Raw genomic sequence first — 23,467 nt, 5'->3', positions numbered from 1 at the left:
AGGAATTTTACTTTGATTCCGGATTCGTCTTCAAAACGGATTCAAAGAGTAGAACTGACTCTTTTTTTCGGAAAACCGAGGATTTGCATCCTATGGTACGAAATTTGCATCGAATCTACAGACGCACGCTGAGCGTGAATTAGAGATTAGTTATTAATACTCGAAGACAAATAGGAGAATAGAATGTCCAGAACACCTAGTGAAGTTATCGCATACGCCAAGGCGAATAACGTTCTTTTCTACGATTTCCGTTTTACGGATATCAAAGGAGCTTGGCACCACGTATCTTATCACACCGTTGCCATCACTGAAGATTCCTTTAAGGGTCTTCCTTTCGACGGAAGTTCCATCCCTGCATGGCAACCGATCGATCGATCCGATATGCAATTGATTCCCGATACGGACGCGATCTTCTTAGATCCTTTTACTGCGGATCCGACTCTCGTAGTATTCTGCGACGTTTTCGATATCTACAAAGGCGCTCTTTATGAAAAATGTCCTCGTTCCATCGCGAAGAAAGCTCTGAAATATCTTGAGTCTTCCGGACTTGCGGACACCGCTTACTTCGGTCCTGAAAACGAATTTTTTATTTTTGACAGCATCAAAGTCAGAGACGCGATCAACGTTCAATACTATGAAATCGATTCTTCCGAAGGAATTTGGAATTCTCACACCGATTTCCCAGGTGCGACCAACACGGGTCACCGTCCTGGAACGAAAGGTGGTTACTTTCCGGTAGCTCCTGTGGATTCTCAAGTGGATTTGAGAGCGGCGATCGTGAAGACGCTTCACCAAATCGGAATGGAAACGTTTGTGGTTCACCACGAGGTTGCACAAGGGCAAGGTGAAATCGGAGTGAAATTCGGAACTCTGATCGAAGCGGCGGATAACGTTCAAAAACTGAAATACGTAGTGAAGATGGTCGCTCACCAACACGGAAAGACTGCGACTTTTATGCCGAAACCTCTTTACGGTGACAACGGAAACGGGATGCACTGTCACCAGTCGATCTGGAAAAACGGTGTGAACCTTTTTGCCGGAAAAGGATATCAGAATCTGAGCGACACTGCGATGAACTACATCGGCGGTGTTTTGACTCACGCAAAAGCTTGTGCGGCGTTTACGAATGCTTCCACAAATTCTTATAAGAGACTTCTTCCTGGTTTCGAAGCACCTTCGATTTTGGCGTATTCCGCTCAGAACCGTTCCGCTTCTTGTAGAATTCCTTTCGTAAACGGAGACAAAGCAAGAAGAGTGGAGTTCCGTTTCCCAGATTCTTCCGCAAATCCGTATCTTGCTTTCGCGGCTATGTTGATGGCGGGGATCGACGGAGTTCAGAAGAAGATCGATCCGGGTCCACCTCGGGAAGAAGACCTTTTCGAATTGTCTCTGGACGAAATCCGCGAAAAAGGAATTCAGCAGATGCCACACACTTTGAGAGAAGCTGTGGAGAATATGCTTTTGGATAGAGACTTCCTCAAAAAGGGAGACGTTTTTACCGAGGATTTTATCCAGACTTACAAAGCGTATAAGTTTGAAACTGAGATTTGGCCTTGGGAAGGAAGACCTCACCCATTCGAATTTCTTACCACTTATTCTTGCTAATTTGGATGAGCGCGGACCTATTGGGAAGCGCTCCTCTCGTTTAGAGAAAATAAAAAAGCCCGGAGAAATACCGGGCTTTTTTATTTGAGAGAAGGGATGAGTTTTCACCGTCGGAGTTACGACCTTTGTCGTGCAAGTTGCGGGCCCCACCCTGCATAGCTATCCATCGGGAGCTATGCACTGAGTTTCTTGGGTGGCGGGAAAAATTCGCGTCGATCCGCCGTATCAGAATATTCTTCTTTTTGCAAGTAGATTCTTCACTACCAGATCTTGTAGGAACTCCCACAATTTCTTTTCGGCTTTACTGTTCAAGGAGAGGCTTGTTTGCGTCCGGATGTTGGACGAGATATTCTTTTACCGTGTTTCTTTTTTTCTCTAACCTGGAAAGGTGATCTTCTATGATCTTTCCAAAATCGAGTTTCCCCGTGATGATTTCATATCGTTCCGTCTCTAATGTTCCTAAATCCAGGTCCGCGTCGATCTCGGAGGACCGGTCCGCGTATCTCTGCGCTTCCTTCCAGTAGGGAATTGCTTCCTTGTAAAAGCCGTCAGCGACTTCGAAAGAACGATCGAGCTCGTATGCGAAATCCAGATTGTAGAAGTAAAGATGTCGCTTATCAAATTGGGATGCGATTCTCATATAAGAGCGCATGATCTGGAGATTGATATGCATAAAAAGAAGATTGCGATATTTATAATATTCCTCTTCGTCTTTCACGGGACAGAGGGCGTTTTTCGGGTGTCGAAAACGTTTCTTTAAACCGATTTTTAGAAAGTAGATATCTCGTCTGAGATCGTTCTCTTTGTAGTGAAGTTTGAGGCCGTAGAGTTGATAGAAGTCTTCTAAGAATTTCGGTTCCCACTTATGAAGTTTGTATGGAACCCAGTCCGAGAATTTCGTATAAGGTCCGTTCTTCTCATACTCGTAGTTGTAGTCCAGATCGATCTCGGCGGAAATCGGATTTGTTCCGAAATCGCAGATCACTCCTAAGAGGATACAAATGAGGAGTCGCAAAAATCCGGCGTTCATTCCCCTTGATTTTCGGCAGAATCTGACTTTTAGGTGAGTTCCGAATCGCCAAAAAGCCGGTGATTGGAAATGGAATGACACGAATTCCGAATGGGAACCTGAATTCTCTTCCCGGGTTTTCGGAAGGGAGAATCTAAAAAAAATATCCTTTTAGAATACCCTAGAGTCTAAACTACGAGTTCAAGCTCATCTTTGCTCGGAATCGGGTTGACCACTGATTTTTTAGCAAAAGCATTGTTTCTTGGATGAAGTTTAAGATTTTCTGGTCATTTGATCCGTGGTATTGAGAACCCAGCAACATAAGAATTCGAAACAAAGATTTCTGATCTTGGGATTCCTGTCTTTTTTTCTCTTTACCTTGTCTCTTTCAGCTGAAGATCTCTCCGTTTCCTGGTTTGAAGAGATTCAGAAGTCCGTTTCCTCCGGAGTCTCGAGCGGGGGATTTGAATGGTCCACCGGCTTTGTTCTCATCGCGGGGGGGATTCTCGCGAGTCTTCTTCCTTGCGTGTATCCTCTTTATCCGATTACGGTAGGAATTGTAAGGGCAAGAGGAGAAGGCTCCCCGAAGATCCTTCATCCGTCAGTCTACTATTTGGGGCTCGTCGCAGTTTATTGGTGTTTCGGTTTGATTGCGGGTTTTTCGGGAGGAGCGTTTAACGTGATTCTCCGCTATCCCTTTACGAACCTCGCACTTTCCGTTCTTATTTTTCTCCTCGCACTCGCTTCCTTAGATTTGATTCATCTTCCTTTTTTTCAGTCCAAAGAAGTCAATACCGGCCAAGGTTGTAAGGGAACCTTTCTCTTAGGAATGGGAGCGGGACTTCTTTCTTCTCCTTGTGTGGGTCCCGTTGTCGTCGCAATTCTTCTTCAGATCACGGCGGGTTCTGGGGCGATTTCGATCGGTTCCATTCTTCTTGCATCGTTTAAGATGTTCCTTTTTGGGGTCGGATTGGGTTTTCCTTTTTTGATGATTGGTGTTTTCGGTCTTAGCCTTCCGAAGTCCGGAAAGTGGATGCGCTGGATCCAATGGGTTCTTGGCCTTTTCGTATTATATTTTTCTTATACATATTTTCAAAAGGCTCTTTCCGGTTGGGGAGTTATCGATCGTTCGATTCCTATCACCGCTCTGGGAATTTTGATTCTTCTTGTTTGCCTTTACTTTTTTCTCCCGGAAGATTGGGATAAATATAAGAGAACAAAGAAGGCCCTTTTCTTAGGCGGAGTCGTTTTGTCCGCGACGGGGCTCGTGATTCTTCTTTCCGGAGGTTTGGGAGGAACGAATGCCGCCGGTGCTTCGGAGACCGAGACAAAAGGAAATCTAACCTGGTTTCGACTTCCTCAGAAAGCCTATTCGGAAGGAAAGGATTCCGGTAAAAAAGTATTTATCGATTTTTATGCAGACTGGTGTACGAATTGTAAAGCATTTGAGGAATTGACACTTTCTGATTCTTCATTGAACGAGGCTTTGCAAGGTGCGGTCCTCTTGAAGATCAAAGAGAACGATCCTATTTTTGAAACTTACGCAAGAGATCCGCGTTTCGAAGAATTGAAGATCGGTCTTCCCTTCTTTGTGATCCTGGACGCAGAAGGTAAACTTTTGTATAAGAATACGGATTACCTGGATACAAAAACCATGATAGAAACTCTAAAGAATCATCCTTAGGGAGAAATCACGAATGAAATTTCCTTCCATCGATCTGATTTTCAATGGGTGTGTGGACCTTCTGCTCTTCGGCGCCAAAATCTTCGGGATCACCTATAACGAAATCAACGTTTATATTTTTTGCGTGATCTGGCCTCTTTTTACTTTGATTCTCCTTGGATGCGTTTTTCAACTTCTGAGAACGAATCGAAAATTGAGAACCGAACTTTTCAAAAAAAGAACCTAGAACTTTTTGATCCGGAAAAATTGCTTCCGAGGATTCGAATTTTTCAAAGTCTTTCATTCCGTTTTCAATCAAGTTTCGACTTTTAGAGCGTGTAACGTGGGAACTCCAATAAGAATGGACCACAATTCCTTTACTGAAAATGTTTTCCACTGCAAACGGATCGTTCCGTGTAGGAACTCCTATAAGAATCGAACAGAATTTGCGCTCTCTTGAACGACCAAAAGCGATACACTTTCAGTTTTGTGTGGGAACTCCCCGGATTTTTATCAGATTTTTTAACGTCCTTTCCGGCGCTCTCCTATCATTTTGAATGAGCCTTACGTTTTAGAATCGGCCCCGAAATCCGAAAAGAGAGGAACGGATTTTGTTTCACAAAATCGATTCCTTCGTCTTTCTCAGGCAAACGAAAACGAAAGTGACTTTTTAGGAAATCTTGTCTCATTGCCGGATTCTTCCGGAAATGAGTGAGCTCCTACATTTTCCACTTCAAGGGAAGATTTCGATTTTTCTAAGAAGCACGTTGAGCGGGAAGAATGATTTCCAAACCTCAATCGCTTGCGGAGAAGAACTCCCTGGAGGATGGCCATGCAAGGAAGATTCTTTTTAGGAGTTCCTACACGGGGTTTTTTCTTGCAAAATTAGAATATTGTGATATAGGAAAATGCCGCGCTTGATTCCACCACCCACCCCTCCGCCCAAGATTTGGGTGGGGCGCGCGACTTTTACGGAAGAATTGTCGTAGAACCGACGGTTTTTCTTAAGGCCCCTTCAACTTGTAGATAAGGTTGTGGAGTCCCGAGGAGGGAACGAGCCGTCGGTACTAAAAAAACTGAGCCTTGATTCCCCGGCCTTTCAAAGTCGTTCGAAAGAAACGATTCCAATCAAACCGTTGCTTCTTTCTCCCAGAGTTTCCATTTTACGAAGAAGAAAATTCCCACGGCGATGATCGCGATCGAAACCCACTGAGACTGGGAAAAACCGTGCCAGTAGTATTGACTCAAGAATTCCGGATTCTGTTCCGCGTTTGGAATGTTGACTAACGGAGGAGGATCGATAAACGGAAAAACAGCCTTGTTGACTCTCAAAAATTCCACCATGAGTCTTGCAAAACCATGAAGAATCAAATACTGAGCTCCAATGGAGAATTTTCGAAAACCTTGGTCCTTTGCCCAAAATTGAAAGTAGGCGAAGAATACGAAAGAGACAATCGATTCGATGAGGGGAGTATTCCAAACCGGAACTCCGGAAGGATGAGCGCCGTGATAATCAAAAACCAAAAGAGGAATTCGTAGATCGGTCGCAAAACCGTAACATCCGTCACCCGAAACCCAACAACCCAATCTTCCGATCGCATAACCGATCGCCATACTCGGAACCGCGGCGTCCAAATACGAAGGAACGTCGAGTTTGAAATATTTCATGTAGAGGGAGATAAAAAGAATTCCGAAAAGAAATCCTCCGTAAAATACGAGCCCACTTCCGGAAAATAAATTATCCCAAAGAGCCATTCTTCCCGGAAAACCGTACCAATGAGTGAGGGGATAGAGAAATTTTCCGTCAAAGCCGGGAGTCTCCACAAAGATCTGATCCCAGATCTCGAAAATAAAAAAGATCTTAGCGCCGACCAGAGTTCCTAAGATTCCCAAAAGAAGAAGCCAGTCGGAATGTTCGGGTTCTAAGTTTCTTCTTTTTAATTCTTTTGGAAGAAGATAGGATGCGGCTAAAAAACCGAACATCATGAGAATGCTAAATGTGGAAGGTCCATCCCAATTGAAGAATTGTTTGAGAAAGGGCACAGGAATTCTATCGATCATAGTGTAACCAATTCTCTTGATTGCGGGAATGGATCAACCCATAATCCTTTTTTGAAAAAGACAAAGGTCTTTTGAAACATTTGAAAAATGGAATTCTTTTTTAAAAAACGAGGAACGAGGAAAAGAAAACTTTGGTCTTTTTTCTTTTTTTTGGAAGAATCACTCGATGTTGATGAATTCCGCCGGATCCAGAGGCGGATCTTGTCCCATGTGAACCTCGTAGTGCACGTGAGGCCCCGTCGCCTTTCCGGTCGAGCCGACGAGACCGATGAGATCTCCTCGTTTTACGACCTGATTCTTTTCTACAAGAATCTGAGAACAGTGACCGTAGACGGTAAAGATTCCGTTTAAGTGATTGATCCGAATGTTCTTTCCCAATCCTCCGGAAGATTGTCCGGATTCTACTACGATTCCGGGAGCGGTCGCGTAGATCGGAGTTCCCTCGGAAGAAGCGAAGTCCACACCCGAGTGATGCTCACCTAAGACGACAAGACCGAATGGATCGACCCTTCCTCCGAACGTGGAGGAAACAAATCCAACTCCAGGCTTGAGAGGTCGTCCCCGAGGCAACGCATAGAGAATGGATTCTCTTTCTTCAAGATAATCGAACGCGTTTTCAAAGGCCTGCCGAATTCGGAAGAGTTCTATGTTCTGAGCGGCAAAGCCTTCCACCGTATTCTTATAGAGTTCGAGATTGGTTTCGGAATCCGGGATCTCTTTTTTGAGTCGAAACTCGGGGATCACTTCGTAGGTAAGAATTCGTTTCCATGGAACCTCGTCCCAAGCTACGAGGTTCAACTGCTCGGTTTTTCTTTCCAGACCTCGAATCTCCTTTTTGGCGTCTTGGAGGAGCATATCATAATAGAGATATTGGCTCACATTCTCGTCGCTTTTTTGAAAAAGGTCTTCGTCGGGTCGATAGAAGAAGTTGAGATAAGAAAGAAAGACGAATGCGAGGGCGAGAATCGATCCTAAGAGGATTCCAAGGAACCAAGCCATAAAAACGTTCAGTTCGATCCGAATTACGTTCTCGTGACTGTGTGGAACGAGTAAAAAGGAGATCTTTTTGGACCCGCTCTCTTTGAATTTACGAAACCAATTTTTGAATTTAAGAATTCTGACCTGCAAACGCTCAGAATGCGTTAATTTGAGATCGAACTTTGCCGGGCTTGTCATAGATTTTTACTTGCAGGTAGGGGGAATGAAAGGATTATAGACTCATTCTTTATATGAAATTCCTGTCCAATCTGTTCAAGAAAAAAATAGGATCAGTTGAGGATATTCTCTCTCACCCGGATGGCAAGCGCTATTATCGGGATGCCCATCTGATCCGCAAAAACATGATAGATGAGGACGCGGTCAAGATCATTCATAGGCTGAATAAATTTGGCTTTAAGGCTTATATCGTTGGAGGAGGGGTCCGAGACCTTCTCCTGGGAAGAAAGCCTAAAGACTTCGACGTAGTCACGAACGCAACTCCGAACCAGATAAAAAAAATCTTCAACAACTGTCGAATCATCGGAAGAAGATTCAAAATTGTGCATATTCTTTTTCGCGGAAAAGTGATCGAAGTCAGTACGTTTCGTTCTCTGCCGGATTACCGGTTGGGAAAAGCCGTGGAAGATCAGGATTACCTCATCAAGAGAGACAACAAGTTCGGCACACCTCAGGAAGATGCCGCTCGCAGAGACTTTACAATCAATTCTTTATATTATGACGTTCGAAATGATTCCATCATCGATTACGTCGGTGGATTTGAAGACATTCAGAATAAGGTACTGCGAGTTATCGGAGACCCGGATATTTCGTTTCGGGAAGATCCTGTAAGAATGCTTCGCGCCGTAAAGTTCGCGGAGATTCTTGGTTTAACAATTGAAAAAGCGACCGCAAAAGCGATCCGCAAACACAAAGTCGAATTGGAAAAGGCTTCTAGTTCCCGAATGTTGGAAGAATACAATAAGATCTTCCGCACTTGGAAAACTTCTCTGATCTTTCAGGGAATGGCAGAGCACGGACTTTTGGAAGTTCTTTTCAAAGAAGCCTTTGAGAAAGAGCGTAAGAAGAATTCTAATTTTGGTGAAAAGTTTTTAGAAACCAATATCGGAAAACGTCTTGCGATCGCGGACAAACTTCTCACGGAAAGAGAGGAGATGACTCCTCATATTTTCTATTCTCTGATTTTTTCGGATCTCGCGAGAGAAGCTTTGACGAAAGAGAATATGCATTTGGTTCCTGCGATTAAAACGAGCTTGGATCCGATTTTCAATCGACTCGAAACTCCTAAAAAAGACAAGGATCGATTGATTAAGATTTTTGCAAGTCAGCAGAGATTCCTTAGCACGGAAGACGAAAAATCGTCTCAGAATAATTTCTTCCGGATGAAGGATTACTTTTACGACGCCTTTATGGTTTTTAAAATCGGAGCCATCGCCGAGAACGACGAACAATCGATTCAGAGCGCTTTCTTCTGGGAAATTTCGGTAAGAAAGAGACCGATTCCTGTGAAGAAGTTTCACGAAGGAAGAGGTGGCGGTGGTGGTGGAAATCAAAGCCAAGGCGGCGGCCCAGACAGACCCGGTCCGCGTCCGAATAAAAATCGAAACAAGAATTTTCGGAATAAAAACCGAGGAGGAGAAGACGGAGGACAAAGAGGAGAACGCGGAAACCGAAAAGAAGAAATTTCGAACGGTGAAAGTGGAAACTCTAAAAGCGAATCCGACGATTCTCGCGGAAACAACGCCGCAAATTTTCCCGGAGAAGAATCTTAATTCTCAGCTTCTTGAAAGTAGTTCACTACAAACTGAAGTGAAGTTTTGGATCGAAAGGTAGATTCCTCCAAGGAACCCCAGAGATCCAGACTTCCGGTTTTGCTGAGTAAATCTAAAAAGTCTTTCCCCCGATTCCAGATCAAACACTGGATCGTTTCGGGAGCTCCCAAAATTCTAAAACGAACGTGTTTTCCGTCGGTCATCGGCTTGGTGTGATAGATCTTTGCGCCTTTGATGGAATAAAGAGGAACCGGATTCTCATGTCCGAAGGGTTCAAAGACGGAGAGTTCTTGGAAGATCTTTGCGCCGAGTTCGGTTGGTTCGAGAGAAACTAAACTCGAAGTGGAATCCAAGATCGCCTGTTTTTGTTCTTCTTCCAACCAAGAATCCGCGTGTTCAAAGATGACTTTCGCGAGTTCGGGAATTCTATCGATGGAAAGAGAAAATCCCCCGGCTTCTTTGTGGCCTCCGTATTGAAAGAAGATCGATTCCGCTTTTTTCAGAAGATTCAGAACATTCTCCTTTCCATAGGAACGGATGCTTCCCTTTGCGTGACCGTGATCCGGCGTGATAAACAAAACCGGTTTTTTATATTCTTCTACAAGACGGGTCGCGACGATTCCGGAAACTCCGGGTTCGAAGTCGGGTTCGTAACAAAATAGAACTGCTTTCTGAGTTCGTTCCTGTTTTCGTTTTAGAAATCCATCCACTTTGAAAAGATTTCTTTTGGTTCTTTCTCTTCGTTCTTCGTTTAATTTTTGGAGTTCTTTCGCGCCTGTTTTTGCACGTTCCGGATTCTCCTCCAAAAGAAGATTGAGGGCCACTTCGGTGGAATTCATTCTTCCCGCGGAGTTGATCATGGGCCCGAGTCCCCAGCCGAGATCTTTCGAGGTCACGTGTTTTTCGCTGAGTTCCATGAGCGAAAGAAGTTGAAACAATCCTTCTCTGTGTCGGGTTTCCTTACGATAGAGTTTGGAAAGAATCTTACATCCTTCCTTGACGATGATTCGATTTTCTCCGAAGAGGGGCATCATATCGGAGACGGTTCCCACCGCCGCGAGATCGAAGTTCTGGAGATACTGTTCCAAGATCGCGGGGTATTTTAGAAATTCTTGATAGAACCATTCTCTTTCCGGATATTCGGAGGTGAAGCTGAAGTGCGCTTCGCAGATGGGAAAGGAGAATTTGGATTCTATTTCCTGTCTTTCCCCTTGAAAGACGAGCTTTCCTCTGTAGATGAGATAACCCGAGAAGAGAGAATTTCCGTCTCCGATCCAAGTTCCCAGGTTGTATTCTTCCAAGGAAGAATAGAGATAGGCTTGGATCAATTTGAGTGCGAGAACTGCCGTGCAGATTTTTTCGTTCGGATATTGTGAATCCGGACGTTTCGGAGAAACAAGAAAACAAGCCGGAATTCTTTCCGGAATCTCGTGATGATCGAGGACGATGACCTTGATTCCAAGAGAAGCGAGTTCGTCGATCTGAACGTGATTGGTCGTTCCGAAGTCGAGGGTGATGAGAAGATCGGGTTTTTGTTTTTTTACGAAGTCGAGCGCGGCGGGCGAAAGTCCGTAGTCTTCTTCGTTGGAAACTTTGAGGATCAATTCTCCCCGATGAATTTTTTTTAAAAAACCTCCGAGGAGGCTCGTGGAAGAAACTCCGTCGCAATCCCGATCTCCAAAGAGAAGAATTTTCTTTTCAGAGGCAACGGATTCTTTTAAGAGTTCGAGGGCCGGTTCGAGATCCGGAAGCAAAAAAGGAGAAGGAAGTTCTCTGAGTCCGTGGAAGAGAAGGTGTTCCGGGTGCGATTTTTCTCGTAAGTGTGTTTGGTAGAATCTTTGTTGGAGAGGAGTGAGGGGGCCGCGAAGCCCGGAGGAAGGGAGTTCCTTTATACCCGGGCCGTGAGAATAGGGAGAGTTTTTGAGCATTCTTACATTGCGCTGTTGCCGCTAAATTTTGCTCCGGATTCTATTTCTAAATCAGGCGTGCGAACGTCTCCGATCACTTTGCCGGTTTTGCGAATGGAAACCTTTTCATTTGCGGAAACGTTTCCTTTCAATGCGCCTTCTACTTCGAGGGTTCCGGTCTGAATGTCGGCTTCCACTTCTCCCGTGTCTCCGACCACGAGCCTTCCGGTCGTTTCGATCGTTCCTTTGAAGTTGCCTTTGATTTTCAGGGAATTGCTGAATTTCAATTTTCCTCTGAATTGGATATCGTCTCCGATGATTGTATCGATGTGTTCGTCGCTCATTCTGTCTCCAAGTTTTAGAGGAAGAGAGGCAGATTCAAATGTTTTTTTCCGGTTTGAGGCCGCCTTTTCCTTTTCCCTTCCGTTCTAAGACGGTTCTTGAAGACGAATCCTCGTGGCGTTTTTTGGGATTTTTTTTGTCGGAATCAAAGTCGTAACTTCGACCGTTTTTACCGTGAAAGCCAATCCGCGATCCTGGTCGGGTCATTTCCTGATTTGAAGGCAGACTTGAATCTCAAGGAGAATTTTGTAGGAACTCCGACGCTCTTCCGTGACAGTTTCGTGCCCCACCCAAAATTTGGGTGGAGGGGTGGGGGGCGGAAAAAAACTCGGGAGACTTTCCTATATCACAAAATTCTAATTTCGCAAGTAAAATTCCCTTTGTAGGAACTCCGACAAACCTCGGAAGACAAAAGATTCTCCGGAAAAAAAGTTTCTCGAGGGTCGATTCAAACCTTTTTTAAAAATGAATTCTTAGAACGCCGCGACCAAAATTGTCTCGATTTCGTTTTTCGGAAGTTCTCTTGGAAGAGAATCCAAAAAGGGAAACGAAGCCGCGATGTTTGCGATCAAAGGAAGGTCCATCTTTCTCACTTCGTATTCGGACAATCTCTGGGGAATTTTGAGTTCTATAAAAATCTTCCGAATTCCTTCTACGGCTTTGATAGCGGCTTCGATCACGGAAATGTTCGTGATGTCTTCGTCTAAGGCCCTTGCGATCATCACGTATTTACCCGCTGAGGAAGTCAGGTTGTATTCCATCACGTGGGGAAGGAGGATGGACATGGATTGGAAGATATCTAAATTTGTAATATTCGAACTTGCTAATGAAAGAGCAAAGCAGAGTCCTAAGGAGCTGGAAGACTGCGCGATCCCGGTCAAAAGACTCGCCGCATAAAGACCGTTTTTGTAGGTTATATTCTTCGGGTCTCTGATCGAAGGTATCAGGTTTTTCTGGAGAAGTTCGATCGCTCTCAGCGCAGAAGAAATCGTCAACTCGGTGGAAAATTTGGAAAGAATCGTGTCCACCGCGGCGGCCAAAATTCCCACTCCAACTTTCGAAATATCGGAAGAGCTCATAAAGGAGGAAATTTTAGGGTCAGCGATGATCAGTTCCGGAAAAAGAAGTTCGTGGGAGAAATATCTGATAATCTTATCTTCTCCCAAAAGAACCGTTGAAATCGGAGAACATTCCAAACCGAAAACTGGATGAGTCGGAATCAAAATGAGAGGAAGGGGTTTTCTTAATTTCGATTTCTTATCGTTTAACATCTCTTCGGCGAAGATGTCGTTAGTAATTAGAAGGGCGATGATTTTCGCCATACTTATGGATTCGTAAGAGCCGTAACCTATGATACAATCTGCGTTCGCAATCTTCGCAAAGTATGCGGCCGTATCCAATTCTTCCAGCGTGGGTTGTTTTACGATATCGTCGTAGAGAATCACTCCGTCGATATGTTTTTCTAAACTGGTCTTGATGATGGAAAGTTCGTCCATATTTTCCAGCTCTTGTTGAGTGGAAAAAATGACGGTTCTCGTCCCAATGTTTTTTACGAAGTTGCCCACTTTGTAACCGCAGTCTGCTTCAAAGTGGATTTTTGGTGGAAATGTGTAATTAACCCAATCGGGGAGTATCGGCATCGTCGTCGTCCCCCAGAGTAACCTAGTGACTCGGAATCGTTCTAATTTAAATAGAGGTAAAAATCAGTCTTCCGTAACGTTATTATTGACCTAACATGGTCTCAGAAATTCTGTCAGCGATCGTGTTTAGCACGTCGGAACTCAGATTGTCGTAGTCTCCGTTTTTGAGTTTTTCTTTGACTTCTTTTAATTTCACGGAACGATCCGATTCTTCCGGAGTGGAAAGAATTTTACGAGCGATTGTTTGTACTTCAGCCTGAAGTCTTGCTTCGGATGCTTTTTGTTTTGCGGTATCGGAAATAGAAACGTTATCAAAAGTCTCTTTTGATTCCGCTTTTTTAACCGGAGTGGTTCTTTTCGGTTCGTATCCGCTTCCGCCGATCCCACCGATTTTATCGATAGTCATGATTTCTTACCTCTACTGAATTCTATCGGCCGATCCAAGAGAGCCTTTAAGCATTTTTTTCCGATTCGTATTGATTAAAACCACAAATTCACCCTTTCGGGCAAATTCCTTGAGTTTTCCTTCGGAATGGGGAGAATAATGAAGAATTTCTTCGTGAATTTTGGTCATTTCCCGCCCGATCAGGAATTCCCCATCTGGAAAAATTTCTTTTACTGCGTCAATTGTATCGCCGATTCGATGCACCGATTCGAAGATCATAATCAATCCTTCGAACTCTTTCCATTCTCCCAGTTGATTCCTTTTTTTTCCTTTTTTCTCGGACACAAATCCCAGAAACAAAAACGGGTTCGCCTGCCAACCGGAGATGGAGAGTAACGCTGTCAGGGCGCTCGCTCCGGGAACCGGTGTGACTTTGAGTCCCGCTTCCCGCACCATTCTTACGAGATGAGAACCCGGATCGGAAACCCCGGGCGCTCCGGCGTCCGAAATCAGAGCAAAATTCTTTCCTTCTCTCAATTCTTCCAGAAGTCCTGCGTAAGGAACCGCAGACTGATCCTTATAAAGCGTGGAAGCCGGCCTATCGATCCCGTAGTGTTTCAGAAGTCTTCGGGAATGTCCCGCGTTCTCACAGAGAATTCGATTCGTATTCTTAAGAATGCGAAGGGCTCGAAAAGTGAGGTCTTCCAAGTTCCCGATCGGCGTGGAAACGACGTAGAGCGTTCCCGGTTGGAGTGGAATTTCTTCCGAGGAAGGTTCTTCGAATTCTTCCTCTACACTCATAGATTACAGCCGGGAGGAGAAACGCCGGATGGGCAAGCACATCCAGTTTCTTCTGCGCCGGCGATCAGACAAGGATTGCAGAGAGTTCCCACGGGACAGTTTTGTTTTACCGTAGTGCTACAAGAGGCAGTATTGCATTCCGAAGGATTACAACTCGATCCCACGGGGCAAAGATAAGGACGGGAAGAAGAGCACATACGAACGGCGGTCGAAGGATTGGAAAAGATTCCGTTGTTCAAAAGAGCTCTCAACGTGAACGTATAAATTTCGCATTTGATGAACGGAAACACTCCCGGTGGAGGAACTTGGTTAAGAACACGATGGGTTTGTAGTCTTGTAGAACTTGTGGAAGCCTCTGACGCGAGGTGTGGAAAAGAAGGCTGAACTCCGTTTTCAAGATAGATGTTTCCACCGGCTAAGGTTTCCGCTACGGAAGGGGCCGCGGTCGTGATATAAAGATTATAACCTACGAACTGAGGTTCCCCATTCGTAATGTAATAGCGGATCAGGTATTCTGGTTTGTAGCTATTCGGTTCGGAAACGAAATCCGTATCCTTGACCGCCTTGTCCGTGATTCCCTCGTTCACTGCGAGAACGCTCAAAAACTGTGGAACTCCCACGGGAGAAATAAAAACAAAAGGGGATTGGGCCGTCTCGGTATTCTGACCACATCCGAAAAAAAGAAACGTCGCTAAGAGGGTGGAAAGAATCGCTGGATGCAGTGTTTTAGAAGACATTTTTTATCTTGCTTCGGATGCAAATTCTTAAAAATTTGAAAAGGATCCGCTTCCAGGATAGAATTTCCTAGAACAGCGGTCTTACAATCAAAATTTCCTGAATTCTTCCGGAGAACAACCCTTGGTCAGCATTCGTAAAATCGTCCTCTATTCCGGTATTTCCGTAGCCCTCGTTGCCCTGATTTGGATCCTTTTTTCTTCCGACGATCCTTCGGAAAGAGAAAAGAAAAACAGAGAGGCCGACAGCGTCGCTCTTCTTCTCGGTGGTGGAGGAAGTTCTTCCTCTTCTTCGTCCGGCTCTTCCGGAGGAAGGACCAACGATTCCATCTTCGATTCTTCTTTTTACAAAGCAGGAAAAGGGGAATACATAGAATCGGAAAAAGGAGAAACAAAGGAAGCAGATCCGAACGCGGCCGACCCCGATAATCCGATCAATCCTCAGACAAACAAACCGTATACAAACGACGAGATGGAACGTTTCGCGCAATTGAGGGAACGTTTTCCGAACAACTCCCTCGTTCCTAAAAAGTTGAACGCCGCGGAAAGAGAAGCCAAGAAGCAAGAAGAGAATCAGATTGCCGAGGCCGCAAGAAACGTCTACGCGAGAACTGCTTCTCCCACTCAGATCCGTTCTTACTACAATCATATGGAAAAACAAACCCAGGATAGAATGGATATCATCAACTATCTTGTGGATCTTCAAAAAGGTTCGGGAGAGGAAGAGACAGAAAAGAAACTCCAAAATATCCAGGAATCGATCAAGAACCAACTCCAACAGGTTCAAAGAGATAAGGAAAACGCATTCAAACAAGCGGGTTTCTAAAAAGCAAATCGTTGAATCCAACGTCGGTCTTTGATTCTCTGCCGATGTTGGATTGTTTCCTCCATTTCAAAAATCAAAACATCGCTCTACATTTTTATCTCCTCCGGACTTGAAGTCCGATTTCAACTATTTTTACAAAAGAAATATTCTGTCTAAAAAACATTCTATTTTTCTAATGAACCATTTTTTCCGGTTCATTCGGAAGAAAAAACGGATTCCATATGTTTTGCCTTGCTTCGCGTAAAGAAAGAGGATTCAATCTTTCGGAGATAGGCTAATCCGTCCCCGACGGATCGTCTCCGAAAGAATATCGCGCCTTTGAAGACGTCGCCGGAAGAAAACTTCGTTTTCTCGACTCTGCAAAGATTTTCTTGGATTTAAAAAGTCACCCGGAAATCGACTGGAAGTTTTGAAAGGAGATCGAAAAGGAAAATACTCCATTCGATTCAAAGATCAGTGGAGAATTTGTTTTCTCCGGAAAGACAAGGGGCCGCACGAAGTTCAGATCGTCTTATCACTGACTTTTTGATTCGTTTTTTTTTCGCGAAGAATTTGGTAAATAGTGCCTCGTACGAGGTTTACGTCATGAAAATAAAAAACAGAAGAGAATCCGATCCGCATCCAGGAGAAGTATTGAAGTTTGATTTTTTAGAACCGATGTCCTTGTCCGCAGATCGTTTATCCAAAGACATTGGAGTTTCCGAAAGTCTCATCTCTCAGATCATCTATCGCAAAAAATCGATCACGCCGGATCGGGCGCTCCGGCTTGCAAAGTATTTTAAGATGACTCCGGATTTCTCACTCAACTACCGGATGGATTTCTATCTCGAAGAACTCGTACGAATCAAAGGAAAAGAATACGATAGAATCAAACCTACCGATCTAAGAGTGGTTTGATCCTAAATTCCAGAACCCTTTTCTTCGGAAAGAATGGGAAATCGAAAACTCGATTTTGGATCGAGTCCGTATTCGTCCAGATGAAACGAAGGAGGAAGTCTTTCTCGTTTCCATTGATTTCGGTGAAACAGTTGGATGTATTTCCGAACGCTTTCTTCCAAATAACCGGAAGGAAGTTTTTGAACCTCGGGTTCGTGGGAAAGAAGTTGAACGATCTCCGCATACCCCGCTCCTCGCACTACAAAAAGTTCCTCGATTTTTTGTAATAGAGAATAGGGCATTAAATCTTTTTCGTCTTCCTGTTTGTCTTCAAGAGGTTTTAACTCCGCGCTAGGAGGAGAAAGAACGATTTCCTTGACCGAAGGAAAGGAAGGAAGAATCGGATCCTTTCCTTCCGCAACGAACCGCATCCAGTTTAGAATGAATTCCTTACTGACACCCGTCAGAGGCGCCACGGAACCGGAAGAATCTCCATCCATCGTCGTATAACCCGCGCTAGCTTCACTTCGATTTCCGGTAGAAAGTAGAAGATGTCCGTTTAAATTCGCAAGCATCCAGATAATCGGGGAACGTACCCTGGCCTGAATATTTTGTAGAACCAGATTGTGTTTTTCCCAACTCAGGGAAATTCCGGTAACCTTGGAGATTTTTTCAGTGATCGTTTTCACTTCTTCGTCGATCGTCAAATCTCCGTGAATCGTCTGTAAATCCTTCGCGAGTTCCGCGGCGAGAGATCTCGTTCTTTCCGAATTATTCTTCGTTGCCTGATAAAGCGTGGAAAGAATTTCCTTTTCGGGAATTCCCTTTGCCTCGAAGAAATTTTCACCTAATTCTTGTTTTGCGATTTTTTTCATCGCGGTGACCAGTAAGGCGCAGGTCGCGCTGTCCGCGCCTCCCGAGAGTGATAGGGTATATCCTTTTGTCTTCGATTGGATCAGATAATCGAACAATCCCAAAGCGACCGCTCTCGTGAAGTCGACGTACGATTCTTCCTCTTTGGAAAGGAAAGGTTCGGCGATAGAACGCTGGATTTTCGGTTTTCTTTCTTTGAATTGGATTCCAAGATAGATTCGATTGTCTTCTTCGGTTCGATTTTTCTGGGAGCGGTTTCCCGAAGGTCGAAAGTTTCTCGCACGATCGGACCTGGAAGCATCGAAATCGATCTCCGAAGAACAAACCTGAAAATCTCCGAAGAACAATCGTTGCGATTCTGCGATCAGATTTCCGTTTTGTACGACTAAGGAACCGCCCTCGAAGATCAATCTTCCGGATTCGTTTCCGCAGAGATTGGAAAAAAGATACACGTTAGACTCTCTTCTCGAACTTTCCTTAAAAATCTGTCTCCGAATTCTTTGTTTTCCGAAGGCGAAGTGAGAAGCGCCCGGTGAAAGAATGAGATCGGTTCCCGATTCGGAAAGAGTAAGAGAAGGTTTTTGTAATACCCAGGAATCTTCACAGATCTCGACTCCGAATGAAAAATGATCGGTTTCAAAGATCAGAGATCCGAAGGGAATCGCAGACCCGTCCGGTGCGACTAGATTCTCCTGAGCTTCTTCTCCTTTTGCAAACCATCGATTTTCGTAGTGAACTCCCGTGGTTGCAAGATTGGATTTGGGTACGATTCCTGCGATCGCACCGTTGCAAAGTACGGCGGAACAATTGAATAGATAAGGATTTTGGAATATAGGTAAGCCGACTACGACGATCTTATTCTCGGTGAACGGGAGTAGTTTATTGAGAGTTTCCCAAGATTCTTTCCAGACTCTCGGAAAAAAAAACGAATCCTCGCAACCATAACCGGAGATACAGAGTTCCGGGAATAAGATCAGATCGGAATCTTTTTCCTTCTCCAGGACTTTTTTGATTTTTGCAAAGTTCCCCGAAAAATCCAGGACTCGAGTTTTGAGAGAAACGGACGTAAGTCTCACTGACTGCATGATTTACAGAATTCAGGTTCGAACTCCTTTTGAAAGTGTTTTTTCCGGTTTTCCAGATTCTTTCTATTTCGGATTCTGGTTAAAAATATTTATAAAAAAGAACGAGAACTCTTTATGAAACAAGATCTTTTGGACCTCATTCGCCATCACGCGTATCGTTATTCCGAACAACCCTTTACTCTCGCTTCCGGAAAACTATCCAGGCACTATTTTAACTGTAAGGAAATCACTCTGGTTCCGGATCGTCTGGAACTTCTCTGCAAATTCATCGTTGACGAACACCTTCCACAGGTGGGGATCACAAAACCGGAAGCCTTTGGCGGACTTACCATGGGAGCCGATCCGATCTGTTACGGAATCAGTCTTGAATTTAGAAAACAAAATAAAAACGTCTATCCGTTGATCATCCGCAAAACCTCCAAAGAACACGGGACCAAAAAGCTGGTCGAAGGCGCGGTGCACACGATCAAGTCCTGCGTCGTCGTGGACGACGTGATTACAACCGGAGGTTCCACGATCCAAGCGATCCGAAGTCTAAGGGACGCAGGAATCGAAGTCACCCAAGGCATTTGTATCCTCGATCGTCAGGAAGGCGGGATGGAGGCGATCCTCGCCGAAGGAGTTCAGATTTTTCCCATATTCAAAAAATCTGATTTTGGTAATTTAGAACATGCGTGAATTCTTATATGATTCCCCGAGATTTCGCAGAAATCTTCTTCTTCGTTCTTTTGCCGTGATTCTTTTGTATCTTTCCTTTTTGGCGTGGAACTTTCTAAAGGTTCCGGAAGAGGGAAGAACGGACTTCGTGAGAATTTTCGGTCTTCTTTCGATATTTCTCGCTTTCCTTCTTTATAGAAATTTTTCAAGACAACTTCGGGTTTTGGAAGGCGCGAAGATCCAGTTGAGTCCGAATTCATTGACCCTCTTCAATTCCAAAGGACAATCCCTGGAAACAAAACTCAAGTCGGTCGTATCGATCGAAAGGGATGTGTTTCGTTCTTATGATCGTTTTTTGATTTCTACAAAAGAGGATCAGATCCCCGTTCTCAACATTCTGGAGCCTGACTTGTTTCAAGCGGAGATAGAAAAATACACCGGAAAAAAAACGATTCGAACCGAAAACAAGGGTGGCTTTTTTCAACCCAAAACCCTTTTGTATTTTATCCCTTCTTTTGCCGTTCTCGCAGGTTCGTTTTATAAACCCTTCGGAATCAAGATCGAATCTTTTTATCTCGTTGGTAACGTGAACGCACTTCTTGTGGCGATCTATTATCCGGAGGATAAAATCAAGATGGCGTTTTCCGCAAAACGGCGTTGGGTTTTTCTTTTAGGCGCGCTTTTGATCGCCCAGTGTGCGATTTACTTAAAGCTTTTCTAATGTGAATTTTCTCAGAGGATTTTCGATTTCCCGATAAGGTTGATTTTCCTCTGAGTGAGTCGTCTTAGTTCCACCATTTCTTCCAGGTAGGTAGCGAGCACCTTGTCGACGTGGATGTTCTTTTCCATTTTTAACAGGGTATCACGGACCAAACGTAGTTGTTCCTCTTCTCCGACTTTTCCTGTGATGATCAATCTTCGGATCGTTTCGAATTCACATTTTCTAAGGTGAACACGAAGAAGAAAGTCAATGGAGAATTTCGAAACCATTCTTCCCCAAGGGCTGTTCGGATTGACGTTGTTTAACGGATCGATTCGATCCGACGCGCGTTGAGAAGGAACTGGGCTGAAGGTGCTGGAGAAAGAAGAAGGCGCTGTTTCGTCTCCGATATCCTTTCCTTCGGACGGACTGCTTCCCTTCGAGACGAGGATCTCCTCCAAGGCTTGTGTTCTGAACTCGTCAATGAAGTCGTTCGGATTGTTGTTCATCATCCGAATGAATTCTTCAAGCATCACGGAGATGTTTACGATTCTTCCGATCGGAGTGTTGTTCAGTTCACGGATTTTCGGAAAGAGTTCTCTTGCGATGAGGGAAGGAGATTTTTTCTTGTAGTAGGTCGACTCGTATAGGCGTTCTAATTTTTTCTCGGAGTAATATTTTAGGTCGGTAAGAATTTTCAGATCCGCATACGCATATGCGTCCACTCCCGGATCACTTAACTTGTTGGCCCTTTCTTCGGGTAATACGATCTTTATAACAAAGATAACTTTCGCTTCGCGTAGCGCTTCTATGATATTGCGAAGATCTTCCGGTTCCCTTGAATAAAGAGACATCAGATCCTTGATGAAGGTATCGGAAGTGGGTATTTTTTCGTCGTCTTGAAGATTGACTTTCCGAATCTCGGATGCGATTTCTAAGGCAACGTCTGTCAGGCTCTTCATAACGGTGGGAACATCCTAATCGAAAGTTCTTCTACGATCAAGTTGGTTTTCACAAGAGTTTCCAAGTCGTTCGGTTGAAATCATTCTTGACTGATTCGAAATCCGAGTTTTCGCAGAGTATACAACGGAACCAAGGCCGAAAGAATTCCGAGGATCGGGGAAAGAACAAGGAAGAAGACGGAGACCTCCGGAGTTACGGTGAATGTGAGGGTCCATCCGAAGGCGTTTTTGTTGATCACGTAGAGAACGATCGGGGATAAAAGAAACGCAAGAAGAATGCCGAAACAGGTCGAAAGGACCGTGAGAAAAACGCTCTCGGTCAAAAGAATTTTACCGAGTTGTTTGTGATCCGCTCCCAAGTATTTAAGAATCCCTAACGTCATTTTTTTGGAGATCAGGTTATGAAGAAGAGAGGAAACCAAGGATATCATAGCAATGAGAAACGCGGTCGCTTTGAGAGTATTGAGAACGCCAAACACTTTATCTACTCCCTCCGTATAGATCTCTCTCAGTTCCTTTGAATTCAACAATTTCAAAGAAGGATATTGCGTTATTATTTTTGAAATCGCAGTCGCAGATTCTTTTTCTTTCTCAGGTTCTTTTAGAAAAATTTTGATCGAGTTGTATCCGCTCAGTCCGAAAAAACGATCGTAATTTTTGATATCCATCATGATCGTTCCACGTTCGGAAAAAAAATGTTCTTTGATTCCGCGAATCCGAAATTCCTGCTTTCCGAATTTTGTGGAAAGAAGCAAAGGATCTCCGATTTGAAAGTTTTGCAGATAGGCCATGTTTGAAGAAATTAGAATTTCATTCTCCTTTGTTGCCAATTTCTCGGCGGAATCCGTATGATCGTAAGTGGAAAAAGTATATGCATGAATCGTAAAGTTCCCTCGATCCGTTTCAATTCTCGTATTTACGCAAAAACCGTCGAGAGATTTTACTTCGGGAAGTTTTGCCAGTTCGTTTAACAACGAAATCGGAACTCCTCCGTGGATTCCGGCGGCGAGATTCTCCGTGTTGATGACTGTAAGTTCGGCTGGAAATTCGGAATCCACCCAGTCGTTGAGAGATCTTCGGTAACTGTCCGTCAGAATGGAAAGACAAACGACGAGGGAAGTCGCGAGCATCAAAGTCGCCGAAGTCAGCGTGTTTCGAAGAGGCTGATTTTTTGTTTCTTCCATGCCGACCCTCATAAAGACAAAGGATCGATCAGAACCCTCCATGATGCGAAAGAAAAAAGTCGTGATCGTCCGAAAGATCCAAGGAAAACAAAGCGTGACACCGATTACGATTCCGCCGATTCCCAAAAGACCCGTGATCGGGAATCTCCAACGAAGAGGAATGAATGCGATTCCGATAAATACGACCAAAAGAAAAATTCCAAAGGTAAGAAGTTTTTTTTCCGGCACTCGGTTGTTTCCGGAAGAGGATTCTCGGAGGATTGTCACCGGAGAAATTTTTCCGGCACGCAAGGAGGGAAAGGCGGCGGATAAAAAAGAACCGAAGATTCCAATGCTCAATCCCAAAATCCAAATCGTAGAAGGAATCGATCGATAGGTCTTGACGTAAGAAAGATCTGAGGACGCGGCTTCCGGACTAAAAAAATCCAATCTTGAAAAAAAGAATCCAAGCCCCAAACCCAAAATACTTCCCACAAATCCCAGAAGTACTGCCTGCGATACGAATAGAAGAAACGTGTGACCCGCGCTTAAGCCCATCGTTTTTAGAATTCCGAGTTCTTTCTCTCGAGCGATATACAAACCCGACATCGTATTCGATACCATAAAAAAAGCGATGATGAGGGAAATAAAGGAGATCACGAGAAGATTGAGTTGAAAGGATCGAAGTGCGTTTCCTGATTTCTCGCGGATATCGTCTATCGTCTCCACTCGATAAAGATTCCCCAACTTCTTCTCAAGGATTTGTTTTTGGGAAGAATGGAACGTCCTCGGCTGGATCAAAAGAAAACTAACGTTTCCGTTTGTCTCGAATCGTTCCATAGCGGATTCAATTTCCTCAAGGAGAATATTACCCCCGTCGCTATCGAACGGTTTCAGATGATTTAAGAAGAAGGTCTTGGATTGGGAGCGAAGTTTTGTTTCCGATTTACCGAGCCTTTCAAATAAACTTCGACTGATGTAAATCGATTCAAAGTTTTCCGCGTTGTTCGGAGCCGCAAAGGCTTTCGAACCTTGCCATCCGTCGTTTTCCTTCAAGAAGTCCAAACCTAAAAATACGGCTCGGATTCCGTCTTCTAAGATGACTTCTTTTTGGAAACGAGGAACGATCTTTACGATCCATCCCAGTTCTTGATCCGAGGAAAGATCCCGAATCAAATTCGAAGGAAGATTTTGTTCTCCTTGGGAGGAAGTGATCTTGATCTTATAGTCGCCTTGGAAATAGCCCATCGCAAAGTCTGTGAGACTTTTTTCCGCTTTCATACCGTTCGCGGTCGTGGAGACAAAAAGACCGACTCCGAGCGCGATGCCGACTAACGCGAAAAAAGCGGCCAACTTATGACTTCGAAAGTATTCGAACAAGAACAGGAAGTAGATTCGTGAAGACATTGA

General features: G+C 44.3%; 20 protein-coding genes. 8 read left to right on the top strand and 12 right to left on the bottom strand.

What is annotated here, in order from left to right; all coding sequences use genetic code 11:
- The first annotated feature begins 183 nt into the window (after positions 1 to 183).
- Entirely contained in the window at positions 184 to 1,605 is a 1,422-nt protein-coding gene (gene glnA, locus DLM75_RS14145; RefSeq protein WP_100784112.1) for a type I glutamate--ammonia ligase, read from the top strand.
- A gap of 301 nt (positions 1,606 to 1,906) precedes the next feature.
- Here glnA and DLM75_RS14140 read toward each other — a convergent pair whose 3' ends face one another.
- Positions 1,907 to 2,635, bottom strand: a complete 729-nt coding sequence (locus DLM75_RS14140; RefSeq protein WP_118969119.1) for a hypothetical protein — start codon at positions 2,633 to 2,635, stop codon at positions 1,907 to 1,909.
- A gap of 322 nt (positions 2,636 to 2,957) precedes the next feature.
- On the opposite strand from DLM75_RS14140, the gene DLM75_RS14135 reads away from it, so the two are divergent.
- Both DLM75_RS14135 and DLM75_RS14130 read left to right on the top strand, forming a co-directional pair.
- Positions 2,958 to 4,298 (top strand): protein-disulfide reductase DsbD family protein, encoded by a 1,341-nt coding sequence (locus DLM75_RS14135; protein WP_429945475.1) that lies wholly within the window; start codon positions 2,958 to 2,960, stop codon positions 4,296 to 4,298.
- A 13-nt stretch (positions 4,299 to 4,311) separates the two neighbouring features.
- Positions 4,312 to 4,524, top strand: a complete 213-nt coding sequence (locus tag DLM75_RS14130; protein WP_118969117.1) for a hypothetical protein — start codon at positions 4,312 to 4,314, stop codon at positions 4,522 to 4,524.
- Positions 4,525 to 5,405: 881 nt separating this feature from the next.
- Here DLM75_RS14130 and DLM75_RS14125 read toward each other — a convergent pair.
- Both DLM75_RS14125 and DLM75_RS14120 read right to left on the bottom strand, forming a co-directional pair.
- A complete protein-coding gene (locus tag DLM75_RS14125; protein ID WP_118969116.1) occupies positions 5,406 to 6,338 on the bottom strand; it encodes a prolipoprotein diacylglyceryl transferase in 933 nt (310 codons plus the stop codon).
- 159 nt (positions 6,339 to 6,497) lie between these two features.
- Positions 6,498 to 7,514, bottom strand: a complete 1,017-nt coding sequence (locus DLM75_RS14120) for a M23 family metallopeptidase (protein WP_118969115.1) — start codon at positions 7,512 to 7,514, stop codon at positions 6,498 to 6,500.
- A gap of 53 nt (positions 7,515 to 7,567) precedes the next feature.
- On the opposite strand from DLM75_RS14120, the gene pcnB reads away from it, so the two are divergent.
- Positions 7,568 to 9,106 (top strand): polynucleotide adenylyltransferase PcnB, encoded by a 1,539-nt coding sequence (pcnB, locus tag DLM75_RS14115; protein ID WP_118969114.1) that lies wholly within the window; start codon positions 7,568 to 7,570, stop codon positions 9,104 to 9,106.
- Here the strand turns inward: pcnB and recJ are convergent.
- From recJ to DLM75_RS14085, 6 genes are all read right to left on the bottom strand, one after another.
- On the bottom strand, positions 9,103 to 11,034 hold the full coding sequence (gene recJ, locus DLM75_RS14110; protein ID WP_118969113.1) for a single-stranded-DNA-specific exonuclease RecJ: 1,932 nt from the start codon (positions 11,032 to 11,034) through the stop codon (positions 9,103 to 9,105). The genes pcnB and recJ overlap by 4 nt on opposite strands.
- 2 nt (positions 11,035 to 11,036) lie before the next feature.
- Positions 11,037 to 11,357 carry a bactofilin family protein gene (locus tag DLM75_RS14105; RefSeq protein WP_118969112.1) on the bottom strand — a complete coding sequence of 107 codons (321 nt, stop codon included), beginning with the start codon at positions 11,355 to 11,357 and terminating at the stop codon, positions 11,037 to 11,039.
- A gap of 471 nt (positions 11,358 to 11,828) precedes the next feature.
- Positions 11,829 to 12,995 (bottom strand): iron-containing alcohol dehydrogenase, encoded by a 1,167-nt coding sequence (locus DLM75_RS14100; protein ID WP_118969111.1) that lies wholly within the window; start codon positions 12,993 to 12,995, stop codon positions 11,829 to 11,831.
- Between the two features lie 82 nt (positions 12,996 to 13,077).
- Complete coding sequence (locus tag DLM75_RS14095) at positions 13,078 to 13,401, bottom strand: flagellar biosynthesis anti-sigma factor FlgM (protein WP_118969110.1); 324 nt, start codon at positions 13,399 to 13,401, stop codon at positions 13,078 to 13,080.
- A 12-nt stretch (positions 13,402 to 13,413) separates the two neighbouring features.
- A complete protein-coding gene (gene rsmI, locus DLM75_RS14090) occupies positions 13,414 to 14,181 on the bottom strand; it encodes a 16S rRNA (cytidine(1402)-2'-O)-methyltransferase (RefSeq protein ID WP_118969109.1) in 768 nt (255 codons plus the stop codon).
- Entirely contained in the window at positions 14,178 to 14,918 is a 741-nt protein-coding gene (locus DLM75_RS14085; RefSeq protein ID WP_118969108.1) for an LIC11073 family putative lipoprotein, read from the bottom strand. The genes rsmI and DLM75_RS14085 overlap by 4 nt, the downstream gene beginning before the upstream one ends.
- A gap of 121 nt (positions 14,919 to 15,039) precedes the next feature.
- Between DLM75_RS14085 and DLM75_RS14080 the strand changes: the two genes are divergently transcribed.
- Both DLM75_RS14080 and DLM75_RS14070 read left to right on the top strand, forming a co-directional pair.
- A complete protein-coding gene (locus tag DLM75_RS14080; protein WP_118969107.1) occupies positions 15,040 to 15,741 on the top strand; it encodes an LIC_20245 family lipoprotein in 702 nt (233 codons plus the stop codon).
- A gap of 585 nt (positions 15,742 to 16,326) precedes the next feature.
- Positions 16,327 to 16,638, top strand: coding sequence for a HigA family addiction module antitoxin (locus DLM75_RS14070; RefSeq protein WP_118969202.1), 312 nt, complete (start codon positions 16,327 to 16,329; stop codon positions 16,636 to 16,638).
- Between the two features lie 2 nt (positions 16,639 to 16,640).
- Here DLM75_RS14070 and nadE read toward each other — a convergent pair whose 3' ends face one another.
- The gene (gene nadE, locus DLM75_RS14065) at positions 16,641 to 18,575 is read right to left on the bottom strand and encodes an NAD(+) synthase (protein WP_118969105.1); all 1,935 of its coding nucleotides are present in this window, start codon (positions 18,573 to 18,575) and stop codon (positions 16,641 to 16,643) included.
- Between the two features lie 114 nt (positions 18,576 to 18,689).
- On the opposite strand from nadE, the gene pyrE reads away from it, so the two are divergent.
- Together pyrE and DLM75_RS14055 are read left to right on the top strand one after the other, a co-directional pair.
- On the top strand, positions 18,690 to 19,253 hold the full coding sequence (pyrE, locus tag DLM75_RS14060; RefSeq protein WP_118969104.1) for an orotate phosphoribosyltransferase: 564 nt from the start codon (positions 18,690 to 18,692) through the stop codon (positions 19,251 to 19,253).
- Complete coding sequence (locus DLM75_RS14055; protein WP_118969103.1) at positions 19,246 to 19,953, top strand: hypothetical protein; 708 nt, start codon at positions 19,246 to 19,248, stop codon at positions 19,951 to 19,953. The genes pyrE and DLM75_RS14055 overlap by 8 nt, the downstream gene beginning before the upstream one ends.
- 11 nt (positions 19,954 to 19,964) lie before the next feature.
- On the opposite strand, the gene DLM75_RS14050 is transcribed toward DLM75_RS14055, so the two are convergent.
- Positions 19,965 to 20,894 (bottom strand): hypothetical protein, encoded by a 930-nt coding sequence (locus tag DLM75_RS14050; RefSeq protein WP_118969102.1) that lies wholly within the window; start codon positions 20,892 to 20,894, stop codon positions 19,965 to 19,967.
- 80 nt (positions 20,895 to 20,974) lie between these two features.
- Positions 20,975 to 23,464, bottom strand: coding sequence for an FtsX-like permease family protein (locus DLM75_RS14045; RefSeq protein WP_118969101.1), 2,490 nt, complete (start codon positions 23,462 to 23,464; stop codon positions 20,975 to 20,977).
- Positions 23,465 to 23,467 lie beyond the last annotated feature (3 nt).

It is taken from the genome of Leptospira stimsonii (assembly GCF_003545885.1).
GTDB lineage: Bacteria > Spirochaetota > Leptospiria > Leptospirales > Leptospiraceae > Leptospira > Leptospira stimsonii.
This window is presented reverse-complemented; position numbering and strand designations above follow the sequence as displayed.

Bases quoted from the DNA above. Each gene is read 5' to 3' on its own strand.
- glnA (WP_100784112.1), top strand. From the start codon at position 184: ATGTCCAGAACACCTAGTGAAGTTATCGCATACGCCAAGGCGAATAAC.
- DLM75_RS14140 (WP_118969119.1), bottom strand. From the start codon at position 2,635: ATGAACGCCGGATTTTTGCGACTCCTCATTTGTATCCTCTTAGGAGTG.
- DLM75_RS14130 (WP_118969117.1), top strand. From the start codon at position 4,312: ATGAAATTTCCTTCCATCGATCTGATTTTCAATGGGTGTGTGGACCTT.
- DLM75_RS14125 (WP_118969116.1), bottom strand. From the start codon at position 6,338: ATGATCGATAGAATTCCTGTGCCCTTTCTCAAACAATTCTTCAATTGG.
- DLM75_RS14120 (WP_118969115.1), bottom strand. From the start codon at position 7,514: ATGACAAGCCCGGCAAAGTTCGATCTCAAATTAACGCATTCTGAGCGT.
- pcnB (WP_118969114.1), top strand. From the start codon at position 7,568: ATGAAATTCCTGTCCAATCTGTTCAAGAAAAAAATAGGATCAGTTGAG.
- recJ (WP_118969113.1), bottom strand. From the start codon at position 11,034: ATGCTCAAAAACTCTCCCTATTCTCACGGCCCGGGTATAAAGGAACTC.
- DLM75_RS14105 (WP_118969112.1), bottom strand. From the start codon at position 11,357: ATGAGCGACGAACACATCGATACAATCATCGGAGACGATATCCAATTC.
- DLM75_RS14100 (WP_118969111.1), bottom strand. From the start codon at position 12,995: ATGCCGATACTCCCCGATTGGGTTAATTACACATTTCCACCAAAAATC.
- DLM75_RS14095 (WP_118969110.1), bottom strand. From the start codon at position 13,401: ATGACTATCGATAAAATCGGTGGGATCGGCGGAAGCGGATACGAACCG.
- rsmI (WP_118969109.1), bottom strand. From the start codon at position 14,181: ATGAGTGTAGAGGAAGAATTCGAAGAACCTTCCTCGGAAGAAATTCCA.
- DLM75_RS14085 (WP_118969108.1), bottom strand. From the start codon at position 14,918: ATGTCTTCTAAAACACTGCATCCAGCGATTCTTTCCACCCTCTTAGCG.
- DLM75_RS14070 (WP_118969202.1), top strand. From the start codon at position 16,327: ATGAAAATAAAAAACAGAAGAGAATCCGATCCGCATCCAGGAGAAGTA.
- nadE (WP_118969105.1), bottom strand. From the start codon at position 18,575: ATGCAGTCAGTGAGACTTACGTCCGTTTCTCTCAAAACTCGAGTCCTG.
- pyrE (WP_118969104.1), top strand. From the start codon at position 18,690: ATGAAACAAGATCTTTTGGACCTCATTCGCCATCACGCGTATCGTTAT.
- DLM75_RS14055 (WP_118969103.1), top strand. From the start codon at position 19,246: ATGCGTGAATTCTTATATGATTCCCCGAGATTTCGCAGAAATCTTCTT.
- DLM75_RS14050 (WP_118969102.1), bottom strand. From the start codon at position 20,894: ATGAAGAGCCTGACAGACGTTGCCTTAGAAATCGCATCCGAGATTCGG.
- DLM75_RS14045 (WP_118969101.1), bottom strand. From the start codon at position 23,464: ATGTCTTCACGAATCTACTTCCTGTTCTTGTTCGAATACTTTCGAAGT.